The sequence below is a fragment of the Cuspidothrix issatschenkoi CHARLIE-1 genome (genome assembly GCF_002934005.1).
GTDB classification, from domain to species: domain Bacteria; phylum Cyanobacteriota; class Cyanobacteriia; order Cyanobacteriales; family Nostocaceae; genus Cuspidothrix; species Cuspidothrix issatschenkoi.
In genome coordinates, this window is sequence record NZ_PGEM01000104.1 from 1 (window position 1) to 13,146 (window position 13,146).

At 37.5% G+C, this 13,146-nt stretch carries 8 protein-coding genes and 1 pseudogene; 5 read left to right on the top strand and 4 right to left on the bottom strand.

Annotated features, from left to right (window positions below; genetic code table 11):
* The 4 genes and pseudogenes from CUN59_RS21755 to CUN59_RS14245 all read left to right on the top strand — a co-directional run.
* Positions 1-368: pseudogene (locus tag CUN59_RS21755) on the top strand (hypothetical protein); the annotation flags it as partial.
* Between the two features lie 22 nt (positions 369-390).
* Positions 391-963 carry a transposase gene (locus CUN59_RS14230; RefSeq protein ID WP_104388462.1) on the top strand — a complete coding sequence of 191 codons (573 nt, stop codon included), beginning with the start codon at positions 391-393 and terminating at the stop codon, positions 961-963.
* A 283-nt stretch (positions 964-1,246) separates the two neighbouring features.
* Complete coding sequence (locus CUN59_RS14235) at positions 1,247-1,537, top strand: nucleotidyltransferase family protein (protein ID WP_104388463.1); 291 nt, start codon at positions 1,247-1,249, stop codon at positions 1,535-1,537.
* An 86-nt stretch (positions 1,538-1,623) separates the two neighbouring features.
* Positions 1,624-7,035 carry a DEAD/DEAH box helicase gene (locus tag CUN59_RS14245; protein WP_104388464.1) on the top strand — a complete coding sequence of 1,804 codons (5,412 nt, stop codon included), beginning with the start codon at positions 1,624-1,626 and terminating at the stop codon, positions 7,033-7,035.
* 154 nt (positions 7,036-7,189) lie between these two features.
* On the opposite strand, the gene rnhA is transcribed toward CUN59_RS14245, so the two are convergent.
* Positions 7,190-8,098 (bottom strand): ribonuclease HI, encoded by a 909-nt coding sequence (rnhA, locus tag CUN59_RS14250; protein WP_104388465.1) that lies wholly within the window; start codon positions 8,096-8,098, stop codon positions 7,190-7,192.
* 256 nt (positions 8,099-8,354) lie between these two features.
* Between rnhA and CUN59_RS14255 the strand changes: the two genes are divergently transcribed.
* Complete coding sequence (locus CUN59_RS14255) at positions 8,355-9,281, top strand: 1-aminocyclopropane-1-carboxylate deaminase/D-cysteine desulfhydrase (RefSeq protein ID WP_104388466.1); 927 nt, start codon at positions 8,355-8,357, stop codon at positions 9,279-9,281.
* A gap of 251 nt (positions 9,282-9,532) precedes the next feature.
* Here CUN59_RS14255 and CUN59_RS14260 read toward each other — a convergent pair whose 3' ends face one another.
* The 3 genes from CUN59_RS14260 to CUN59_RS14270 form a co-directional block, all read right to left on the bottom strand.
* On the bottom strand, positions 9,533-10,630 hold the full coding sequence (locus CUN59_RS14260; protein WP_104388467.1) for a hybrid sensor histidine kinase/response regulator: 1,098 nt from the start codon (positions 10,628-10,630) through the stop codon (positions 9,533-9,535).
* A 370-nt stretch (positions 10,631-11,000) separates the two neighbouring features.
* Complete coding sequence (locus CUN59_RS14265; RefSeq protein WP_104388468.1) at positions 11,001-11,954, bottom strand: heme o synthase; 954 nt, start codon at positions 11,952-11,954, stop codon at positions 11,001-11,003.
* 126 nt (positions 11,955-12,080) lie between these two features.
* A complete protein-coding gene (locus CUN59_RS14270) occupies positions 12,081-13,037 on the bottom strand; it encodes a COX15/CtaA family protein (RefSeq protein ID WP_104388469.1) in 957 nt (318 codons plus the stop codon).
* Positions 13,038-13,146: the final 109 nt, after the last annotated feature.

Consider the following 13,146-nt stretch of genomic DNA (forward strand, 5'->3'; position numbering starts at 1 on the left):
TAACTAAAAAGATATATCAAAATGTGCCAGTTTTAGAAAATGAGAAAACAGGAATTAACCCCTGGGGTATTTCATTTATGCGTATGTTTGACATGGCTAATGATAGCGGGTTATTTCACACCCAAGATCCCCAACAAGATCCCGGACTTCTCAAAGAAGTCCGGGATCTGAACACCTCACCACAAGATCCCGGACTTCTCAAAGAAGGGGATCTGAACACCTCACCACAAGATCCCGGACTTCTCAAAGAAGGGGATCTGAACACCTCACCACAAGATCCCGGACTTCTCAAAGAAGTCCGGGATCTAAACACCCCACCACAAGATCACCACAAGATCCCGGACTTCTCAAAGAAGTCCGGGATCTGAAACACCACAAGGAGATGTAAAAATGCCACAAAGAAAAACACCATTAAAATCTGATAATTTTTACCATATTTATAATCGTGGAAACAACCGGCAAAACATTTTTTTTGAACGGGATAACTATATATATTTCTTAAAACTAATCAAACTACATCTTATCAATCATGTAGATATTTTAGCTTATTGTTTAATGCCCAATCATTATCATTTTCTACTATATTTAAAAGATGAAAACCTATCTGACGCAATGAAATCACTTTCCGTAGCTTATACAAAAGCAATTAATAAAAGGTTTAATCGTTCAGGAGTATTATTTCAAGGACGTTTTCAAAATATTCATGTTGCGGAAACAGAACATTTAGTTAATCTTGTCCGTTATATTCATTTAAACCCCATCAAAGCGCGAATAGTTGATAAAATAGAAGAATGGGAATTTTCCAGTTATTTAGAATATGCAGGACTAAGACCAGGAAAACTACCTGCAATGAACTATATTAAAATGGAAATAGATAATGAAACAGAATATCGAAAATTTTTAACAGATGACAAATTACCTCATAGCGATAACTTTCGTAAACTCCTACTTGATGATGACTAAGATACCCACGTCCTGGATACCCAGATCCCGGACTTCTCAAAGAAGTCCGGGATCTAAACACATTAAAAACTAAAAGTTAATATTATTTTGTCAGAATCAGGATAACCAGGATTATAGGATGTACAGGATGTTATTTGGAAATAATCAAATATGAAAAGATTAAATTATGTTAAAAAGATTATTCAACTAGGCAATTTATTAATACAATTATTTAATCATCAAAAAACATCCTGTGAATCCTTTCATCCTGGATATCCTGATTCTGACGAAATAATTACAAGTTATGAACAGAGAATATTTAATTAACTTCCTCAAAAAAAACTTAATCACCATAAAAAGTTATGGTGTAACTTCCTTAGCTTTATTTGGTTCTTATGCAAGAGATGAAGCAAAAACTACTAGCGATATTGATTTATTAGTAGAATTTCAAGGGAAAGTTACCTTTGATAAATATATGGACTTAAAATTTTTCTTAGAAGATAACTTATCTTTATCTGTTGATTTAGTGACTAAAAAAATGTTGAAACCTCAAATTATTGATGCTGTAGAAAAGGACGCTATTTATGTCGCGTAGCTTAAAACTTTATTGCAATGATATTTTAATTAGTTGTGATAAAATTCTCCGTTATACTCAATTACCAATTACCAAAAATACGAATTATGAAAATCCCAGTTAAACTTCAAGAACTCATCCCACAAACAGAAGCAGCAATTCTATCAATTAGTACCCTCCTGGGACAAAACTTAGCATTGGTTGACTGTACAAATGTTGTTGAACTCACCCCCGAACAACTAAACCTAATTTTCACCCATATTCCCCCAGAGTGGGACTATCCAGAAATCGCAGAAATCTTTAATACCGACACCCTCACAGAAACCTTTACCAACCAATTAATAGCACATATTGATCAACGCTTAGGACGCACACCCCAACCTTCTACAATTACCAATTACCAATCATCAATTACCGATTCTCTTGATATATTCAACTTCCGTAATCAAATTATAGGCGATTATCGCCGTTATATAGAAAGCTTCTTAAAAATCCGTGATCATAAAGTTAGAGAATTTGTCAATCAAGAACTTGAAAAAGGACAACTTTGGACAAATCCCCTAGTACAATTAAATCCTAAATATCGTCCTGGTGCAACGGTCAATGAATTAGTTAATAACGGTATTCTCCATCCTGATTGTATTGCATATTTTTCTAGAAACGGTCAACCTTTTAAGTTCCACTACCACCAAAAACAAGCTTTTGAAACTGCCCAAAAACAAGAACCCTACATATTAACAACGGGTACAGGTTCAGGTAAAAGCATGACATATCTTGTCCCCATTTTTGATGACTTATTGCGACATCCAAAAATTAAAGGAGTGAGGGCAATATTAGTATATCCGATGAATGCCCTGATCAACTCCCAAGAAGAAGAATTAAAGAAATTTCTTAATAACGTTCCTAATAGTCATATTCGCGTTGCTAAATACACCGGACAAGAGATTCCAACCATAAAAACGGAAATCCAAAATAACCCGCCCCACATATTATTAACTAACTACGTGATGCTGGAATTAATGCTTTCCCGCACACAAGAAGAAAAATTTGTTGCATCCCCAGAATTAAAATTTTTAGTATTAGATGAACTGCATACTTATAGAGGTAGACAAGGAGCAGATGTAGCCATTTTAATTAGAAAACTCCGCCAACGTTGCGGAAAAATTGGGAATAATGGAAAGTCGGGAAATAATAACAATTACGAATTATTATGTATTGGTACAAGTGCTACCATGTCCACAGAGGGAACACGCGCACAACGTCGTCAAGTAGTTGCAGATGTAGCGAGTAAATTATTTGGTGTCGAAATTAAACCTGATAATGTTATTGATGAAACCCTAGAACGTTCCATCGAACGTTCTGAACCTACCATTACAGAACTACGAGAAAGCATTGAAAAAGGTTTACCACCAGAGACAGAACAAACATTAGAGAATTTCCAAAACCATCCTGTAAGTTACTGGATAGAAATGACCTTTGGTTTAGAAGATAAACAAGGTCATCTTGTCCGACGTACACCCATCACCCTAGAAGTAGGTGCAGAAGCATTAGCTAATGAAACTCAACTTACCCCAGAAACTTGTCTCCATATCCTCAAACAGATGTTTTTATGGGGAAGTAAAGTTAAAGGTTTAGCTTTTCGACTTCATCAATTTATCTCCCAAGGTGGTAGCGTTTACTCTACCATTGAAAGTCCCCAAAAACGCTTCCTCACCCTAGAAGGACAATATACCACCACAGAAGAACGTTTACTTTATCCCCTCGTCTTTTGTCGGGAATGTGGACATGATTATTATGTAGTAAATTACAATAACGACAAACAAATAGTTTTTCCCCAACTTCCCACAGCATTAGATATGAGTCCCGAATATACTGATATTCAAGCTGGTTATATTACCTTAGATGAACCAGGACTTTGGGATGCTTATAAAGATGAAGAAAGACTTCCTGACTCCTGGTTTACCGAAACCAAAAAGAAAGGACGAGTTCCTAAAAAAGATTATGCTAAATTCATTCCCCAAAAATTACAAATTCTCCCCAACGGCAAAGTTACCACTTCCGCATTACAAGGTAAAACTTGTTGGTTTGTTCCTAGACCATTTCGCGTGTGCTTAAATTGTGGTGTAGTTCATGATGGAAAGAAAAACGAATTTTCTAAACTTTCCCGCTTGAGTAGTGAAGGACGCAGTACCGCTACAACTCTCCTCTGTTTATCCACTGTCAGCCGTTTAAAACAAGTTTTCACAGGGGAAAAAGCCCAAGCTGCCAAAATTCTTAGTTTCACCGATAACCGCCAAGATGCCTCATTACAAGCCGGACATTTTAACGATTTTGTGCAAACCAGTTTTTTACGTGCTGCTTTATTAGGTGCATTGCGAAATAAAGGACAACTTACTCATGGTGAATTAGTGAGTGAAGTTATTAAAGAAATGGGAATATCTCAAAAAGATTATTCTCAAGAACCAGCAGAATTTAATCCTGGTAAACGCAAAAATGAAAAAGCTTTTCAAGACTTAATTGAATATCGTCTTTATGAAGACTTACGCAGAGGATGGCGTATTGTTCAACCTAATTTAGAACAGTGCGGACTTTTGGTAATTGAATATGATGGTTTAGAGGAAATTTGTACAGATAAAGCTATTTGGAATAAACACCGTCATCCAGTTTTATTACAAGCAACTCCTCAAGAAAGATTGACTGCTGCCCTAGCTTTATTAAATCATCTCCGTCGGGAATTAGCTATTGATGCTAAGTTAATTAATGGTGAGGAAATTCCTTTTTTACGGAATATTTCTCAAGCAATTAAAGAACCTTGGGTATTTGATGAAAATGAACAATTGCATTTTGCCAAATTTGCAATTATTGATGGTAATTATAAACCAAAATCTCAACAAAAAGCCCCGGTAAAATTAACCAGTAGAAGTAAAGTGGGGCTGTTTTTACGTTCTCCTAAAGCTTGGTCATTACGCAGTGAATCATTAACGGAAATAGAGTACAACAGTTTAATTAGTACCTTCGTTGCAGCCTTAGCTGATGGTGGTTTTTTAACTACTAAAAATGGTATTCAATTACAAATTAGTTCCCTAGTATGGAAATTTACAATATTAACTGAAATTCCTCCCGACCCTCTTTCGTCTAAGCGGTTACGGGGTCAAGAGGATGGAAAAATACCTGTTAACAGATTCTTTCAAGAATTGTACCAAACTAATGCCCAAACTATTCAAACAATGGAAGGACGAGAACATACAGGACAAGTTAAAACTAAAGACCGTCAAGAACGGGAAGAAAGATTTAGAAAAGGAGAATTAGCGAGTTTATTCTGTTCCCCAACAATGGAATTAGGTATAGATATTTCAGATTTGAGTGTAGTTCATTTGCGGAATGTTCCCCCCAGTCCTGCAAATTATGCCCAACGCAGTGGACGCGCGGGACGTAGTGGACAGGAAGCATTAGTTATTACCTATGCAGCTATTGGTAGTGGACATGATCAATATTTCTTCCAACGTCAACAGCAAATGGTAGCTGGTGCTGTTGCTCCACCCAAGTTAGAATTAGCTAATCAAGATTTAGTTCAATCCCATGTTTATTCAATTTGGTTAGCACATACAGGAGTCTATTTAGATGACGCTATGAACAAAATTCTTGATTTATATGTTACTGATTATCCCCTGAAAGAAAGTATCCGTCAACAATTAATACTTAGTCCGGCTAAATTAGCTGAATGTCTGCAAGCTACTCAGTCAATACTTGCAGATACTTTTTGTCAAAGTGATTTACAAAAAGCTTCTTGGTATTCTGTGCATTGGCTACAATTTACCTTAGAAAATGCCCTAAATACCTTTGATAAAAAATGCAAGCGGTGGCGTGAACTTTATGATGGTGCTGTCAAACAAAGAGATCAGGCTAACATCATAATTAGTCGTTCTGCTGCTGGTTATGTTACCGATGAAGAACGTAAAAATGCTGAAGCTCAAGCACGAGAAGCGCAACGACAAATAGATTTACTGGTAGGACAAAACCAAGGTAAAAGTAATAGCGAATTTGAATTTTATCCCTACCGCTACTTTGCTGCTGAAGGATTTTTACCAGGGTTTAATTTCCCCCGTTTACCTGTGAGAGCATTTATCCCCACTAATGATGGAGGTGACTTTATTTCCCGTCCCCGTGTTGTCGCTTTAAGGGAATTTGCACCCAACAACATTATTTACTATGAAGGTAGTAAATTCATGGTGTCAAAAACTAAAGTACCTGTGGGTGGTATTGAAAGTCAATATCAACAAGTAAGCTGTTGTTTTAATTGTGGTTATTTCCATCGAGATGATTCCCGTGATAACTGTGAAAACTGCGGGGCAAAAATTAAACCTGATAGTCTGCAAAACCTAGCTAAATTAAATCGTGTATTGTCAATGGACACAGTATTTACTCGCAGAAGAGAACGTATTACCTGCGATGAAGAAGAAAGATTGAAATATGGTTATAACATTACTACCCATTTCCGTTATGCACATCAAAAACAAGAATCTGCTACAGTTCTAGCAGCAGATAATACACCACTATTCAAATTAACCTATGGAGCTACAGCAACTATTTGGCGCATTAACAGAGGACTGAAGAAAAACACCGAAGAAAGAGGGTTTAAATTAGATACTAAAACAGGTATTTGGGGAGATGCAAAAAATAATTTACAACCCAACTCACTACCAATAAATTTACCTCTAGAAACGTTACATACTGAAGTAAATTTAATGGTAAGTGACACTTGCAATATTCTGGTAATTGAACCTGTAATTGAATCTTTAGATGTGAGTCAAGACAACAAAGAAGCGTTTATTGCCACACTCCAACATACTCTAGAAACAGCTATTCAAGCAGTTTATAAATTAGAACCAGATGAACTGGACTCGGAAAGATTAGGAGAAGGAAAATACTTGCTATTTTGGGAAGCATCAGAAGGTGGTGCAGGGGTTTTATCTCAACTATTAAAACAAACGGATGCTTTTATCAAAGTTGCCCATGCTGCTTTAGATATCTGTCATTTTCAAACACCAAAGGATAGTTGTGTACAAGCTTGCTATGAATGTTTACTTTCCTACAGAAATCAATTTGACCATCCCTTAATTAATCGTCATCTAATTAAACCTTTATTAGATGAACTACAAACAAGTACCGTAGAAATATCAGATATAGACCGCAGTGAAAAATATCAAAAGTTGCTTTCCCAAACAGATCCCAACTCTGATCTGGAAAGGGAAGTTTTACAAGTAATATATGAACGGGGGTATAAATTACCGGATGCTGCACAATTATTAATTCCTGAAGCTAATTGTAAACCGGATTTTGTGTATAAAGAAGAGGCGATCGCTCTCTTTTGTGATGGTTCAGTTCATGATAGCCCCGAACAGCAAAAGCAAGATAAAATTCAGCGCGATAATCTCATATATAATGCTAGTTATCAAATTTTAACTCTGCGGTACAATGAAAATTGGCGTGAGAAGTTGGAGATTTTGGCGAGTTTGTAATTTGAACGTAAAAAATTTTGATTTAGGGGAGGTTTAACAATTTATAGCAATAGACAAACGCTATCGCACTTGTTCATGCCCAGATCCCCGACTTCTTTTATTGATTGTGTCCATAAATGATAAATTGCTCATAGGAGTCGGGGATCTTTTTGCCTCATTCTACTTCTTTTTCTAGCTTGTCCCCTCGTTCAAGTTCCCAAAGAATTTGATTACCTTCACGTCTTACCCGTGAAACTATCCAATTTCGCCAACGCCATTCATCTCCCCGGCTGGTAACGGCGCTAGAATGGACACCCATGAGGTCTGCTAATTCAGAACTGGTGATGAGATAGCCTTTTTCAGCAATTTCGTCTGCTATACGCAAGGTTTCTACCAAGTGACGAAGTTGTGAAACCCTGATTTCAGTAGGTTGTTCATTGCCTGTAGCCGCATTTGGCCCGGTAAATGGTTCCATAGTGGTAATATTTGATGCAGCAGAACTGCTTTGCAGTGTATTTTTATTAATTATTGTAGAGTTTATTGGATAATCAGATACTTTTACTACGCTTATTTCGCTATTTTTTGGTAAAGTTTCATTAAGCATTTGTGATACTAACTGTTGTAACTTGGGGATTTTGCCATTGGCAAAGGAGCGAGCGATCGCATCACAGCGTTCGTTACCAATATTACCAGAATGTCCCTTAACGTATTCCCATTTGACTAATTTGCTATTTAGTTCATCTAAAGTTTCTAAGAGGTCTTGGTTTTGTACAGGTTTACCATCTGACTTTTTCCAGCCGTTCTTTTTCCAACCTTTCACCCATTTGGTTACACAATTAATCAAATATTCGCTATCGGTATGCAGACTAATAGGTTGATTTTGTCCAGAAGATTTAAAAAATTCCAAGGCGGCGATCGCTGCTTGCATTTCCATTTTATTATTAGTGGTGTGCTGGGATGAATTACCCATTTCATGCACCGAACCATCATTAAAATAAACTACCGTACCCCAACCACCAGGGCCAGGGTTGCCTGTGCAAGCACCATCTGTATATATACTTTGAATTAGACGTTGACTAGACATAAAAGTATTCAACCGTAAAGGACAATAAAGAAAAAGTGACGTTGGATATCATCAAAAATCATTTTCATACATCAAATCAGCAACGCCAAACTTCTCGATTGTAACAACATAGCGATCGCAATTTCCACATCTTCCATAGCTACACTTTCCGTAATTTCTAACTTTAAACTGCGGCTATCTAAGCCCCATAATCAGTGTATATTTTTATAACTTTGATAGTTTATACTATTCTAGAAAAGCTTAACTTGTTTTGGAAATGTCGTCAATTTTTTTTCCGCCAGTTATTCAACAAATTGATAATGAAATTGTGACTAATGCAGGTGTTAAGTTATATATTTTACGCTTAGATATCATGCACCCCAAAATTAACGGTAATAAATGGTATAAGCTAAAATATAATCTTTTAGAAGCTAGAGAGAAAAATATTTCTACAATTCTCACCTTTGGTGGTGCTTATTCTAACCATATTTATGCTACTGCGGCCGGGGGAAATATTTTTGGTTTCCGCACCATTGGCTTAATTCGTGGAGAAGAAAATACACCCTTAAATCCTACTTTACAATTTGCTACAGAACAGGGGATGGAATTAGTCTATATTGATCGGCACACATATAAAAAACGCCATACACAGGCATTACAAAATCAGTTAAAACAGCAATTTGGAGAGGTATTTATTATTCCTGAAGGTGGTTCTAACTTAAATGGTATGCGGGGTTGTATAGAAATATTACAAACAGTGAAAGGATTTAATACTATTTGTTTAGCTTGCGGTACAGGAACAACCTTAGCAGGAATCGCACTTTCATTAAATCAAGAACAAAAAGTGATTGGGTTTCCTGTTTTAAAAGATGGAGATTTTCTCAATCAAGATATCAATAACTTATTAACAAATTATCTTAATTCTGGCTTACCGACACCAGTTAATTCTCCCGCCCCTTGGCAACTGGTATGTGATTATCATTTCGGAGGTTATGGGAAAGTAACGAAAGAATTAAAACTATTTTGTCAGGATTTTCAGACCCAATATGATATCCCTTTAGATTATATTTATACGGGAAAAATGTTTTATGGAGTCATGGATTTAATTGCAAAAGGCTTTTTAAAATCACAATCTTTGTTATTAATCCACACTGGTGGGTTACAGGGTAATCTGGGTTTACAAGGTTCTCTCTCCCAGCATTAGGGATTTGCAAATGAAAAAATATTCAATTTAGGACTTACGCAAGATGTAACTGCAACCCTGATTATTTTGTAGGGGTAATTCATGTAGCTTGCTTCCCGAAGGGTATTACCCCTACTTTCGTTCTATTTTGCGTAAGTCCTGCAATTAATTCTTGTGGGTTAGACATCTGGCCTAATCTTCAACTTGGATGGGCTTCTAGCCGATCCCACAAGATTGGATAATTTATTTCTTGAAAGTTTGAACATCTGCTTCTATCTTGATTTAGCAAGAACAATCCTAATAATTGTTTGTTTTTCAGGGATACTTTCAATGGAAAACTCTCCTCCATGGAGTTCTACCAACTTCCTAGCAATTGATAGCCCTAAACCTGAACCCTGTTGTTCATGAATTTTACGTTCAAACTGCACATAAGCACCAAGATTTGTAATTTCTTCCTGGGTCATACCTCTGCCGTAGTCAATAATAAATAAATGAAACTTATTATTACTAACAAAGCCTCTAATTTTCACTGGGGTATTTGGCTGAGAAAACTTAAAAGCATTATCAATTATTTCTTCAACTATTTTACTCAACTTAGCAGAAGAGATATTGACTATTGCTTCTTGAATATCTATACTTAAATCTGCTAATCTATTCACCTTTTCTGAAATTTTTACTGCTATATTTTCAATAATTGATTTGATATAACTTTTACATCCATTATTACGAAGTTCAGCAATTTTTTGAGGGTCAGATGCTAATAATTCTAAGTCTGCATACATCAGAAAATTTAGAGTTAATTGATGCAGTCTTAATCCTGAGTCATGAATTGATTTTAACATTTCTAAATTTTCTTCATTAGCTAATAATCCCCCATCTTCAATCAATAACTTGGATAATTTGATAATATGATTCAAAGGAGTATTAATTTCATGGGGAAGGGATTGACTAATAGAAGTGCTTAAATTCTTCAGTTTTTCTTCAGTTTGTTTTTCAGCTATAGATTGTTTTTCCAGTCTCGTAGTAATTGCTTGTAGTAGTTCATCTGGTTGGAAAGGTTTAGTGAGATAATCATCAGCACCAAGTTCCATCCCTCGGCGTAAATCTGACCACTCTGATTTGGCAGTTAAGAAAATTAAAGGAATTGTTGCCGTATAACTATCTTGACGCAGGTGATATAACACACCATACCCATCTAATTCAGGCATCATCAAATCACAAAGAACCAAATCAGGATGTTGATTTTTAGCTATCTCCAGACCTACCAAGCCATTTTCGGCAACTAGCGTATCAAAGTCGAATAAATGCAATATTTCACGGATATTCTCTCTAATTTGATTTTCATCTTCAATAATTAAAATGGTGACCATTTTACTCTCCCACTTACTCTCATATACATATATAGAAATTTGCTGGTAATAACACTTAAGCTTATACTATTCAGCATATACTTCCTCTGCATTCTATTGTATCGCATCTGACATACAAATGGTACCACCAATTCCACTAGAATGTCTCTGAGAAGGGTGAGTTCGGTGAGGGCTTGGTTAAATTCGATTACTTGTGTGTAGACCGTAGCTAAGGGGAGGATGGTGAAGCCGGGGGGTAAATTATATGCAACTTTACAAAGAAATGGTATGACATCAATTTATAATTTATGGACACAAAAAATAAAAGAAGTCGGGGATCTTATTTCCTCAATGCTATAGCACCCAGATCCCCGACTTCACTGAATTTTGACTAGGACAAATGCAAGTAATCAAACGCTGTACTCAGTAAATGATGAGTCACAGGTAAACTATCCACTACCATTCCCAAACACAATAGCATCATGTAGGAAATGGAATACAAAAACAATTCCCGCGCTATGGTTTTATCTTCGGGATTTTGTAACAAGCGCCAAGACTTATGGACAAATACCCCACCTAACGTTAAGGCAATAACAGCATAGACAATGCCACTAGCGTGTAAGGGATAAAACAATAAGATTGTAGCAGTTACGGTAATTACCGTATAAAACCAAATTTGCCGTACAGTTGCCTTATCACCCGCTACCACAGGTAACATCGGTATTCCCACCTTAGCGTAATCATCACGAATCATTAAAGCCAAAGCCCAGAAATGGGGTGGTGTCCACAAAAAGACGATCGCAAAAATTAGCCAAGCTGCCCAGCTTAAAGTATCTGTCACCGCCGCCCAACCCACTAAAGCGGGAATCGCCCCCGCAGCACCGCCAATAACGATATTCTGAGTGCTATGGCGTTTAAGCCAGTGAGTATAGACTAAGACATAGAAAATGATGCCAGAGAAGGCTAAAAAGGCAGCCAGGAGATTGGCGAAAACTGTGAGGAGAGTAAAAGAAAGTACAGCTAGAGCGATCGCAAAAATCAAAGCATCACGGGGTTGTACCTTACCCGAAGGCATGGGACGGTGGCGGGTGCGCTCCATATCGTAATCTATATCTCGGTCATAGATACAGTTAATGGTTTGGGCGCTGGCCGCTGCTAAAGTGCCACCGATCATCGTGATAATTAACAACCAGGGATCTACCTCACCCTTAGCGGCGATCCACATACTCCCAGCAGTAGTAATTAACAGCAGGGGAATAATTCGGGGTTTAGTCAGTTGGTAATAACTTTGAACGACTTGGAGAAATGTGTCGTGGTGACGACGAGAGACATTAGTCTCAATCATGTTAGGTCTTTTTCCTTATGTTTCAAGAACTGATCTGCTATGGCAGGAGTCACCGATTCTGAAGGGCTTGTATCGAAAATTCCCAATCCAAAATCTAAAATCTAAAATTCTTCGGTCAACCTTGGTCTAGTTTGCGCCATGACTTGCTGTGGTGAGCGCGGCCTGTACTTCCCGATGAGTTAACCAATCCCGGATGGATAAAACCGTAAATACCACCAAAGTACCGAGTAAAGTTGCACCAATAGCTTGATGAGAAACAGTGAGAGGTTCAACTTGTAGATGTAACCTGAAGGTGGCCACACCCAATAACAGTTGTAAAATCAACAAGCCACCAGCCATATTTGCCAGTTTCCGCAACACAGGATGCAATGCGGGAGTCCGCCAAGACATAAAAACGACTGCCAAAGTAGCGATAGTTGGTGGTACTAAACCAAAAATATGGCTGTACATCACATCACAAAGCTGATCCCCGGCAAAACATTGATGCAAAGCCCAGCGAGAACCAACTAACGCACCCAGTAAACTTTGTAAATAGACAAAAACAGCAGCAGTAAAACCCACTAGGGGTAACTTGCCCACCGTTCCCGTTCCTTGATAGGGAGTCAGACCTGTACCGATAATTAACAAAGTGGTGAAAAATAGTAGTGCTGTTCCTAAATGGGCGGTAACAATATCAAACCGCAACAATTCAGTTACAGTTAGTCCTCCCAAAATGCCTTGGAAGACAATTAAAAATAGGGCAAATGTAGATGCCCAGGGTAGCCACTTGGGTAAAGAGGTACGATGCCACCAGGATAGACTGCCTAGAGCGATCGCACTCAAGCCAATTAAAGCTGCATCTAGGCGATGAAACCACTCCAAAAACACTTGGAGATTCATTTGCTTGGCTGGAACTAATTCCCCATAGCACAAAGGCCAGTCAGGACAAGCCAAACCAGCATTCATCACTCTGGTGGCACTGCCTATAGCCATCAAAATTAAGGTGGCTACGCATATTTTCCACACCAAGTGACGAATCATATCCTGGGGCTGTTTTGCAATTGAAGCCTCTTCATTTTGTTGTTCTAGGACAAACTCGTTCATTAACAATACCTTCTGAGGTGCTTGTGCTTGAAGTTGAAAATTTTCTATTTTGAGTTAATACCAATCTCTACTCACCCTAACCACGCGGTCAGAATCTCGAAATCAGCTT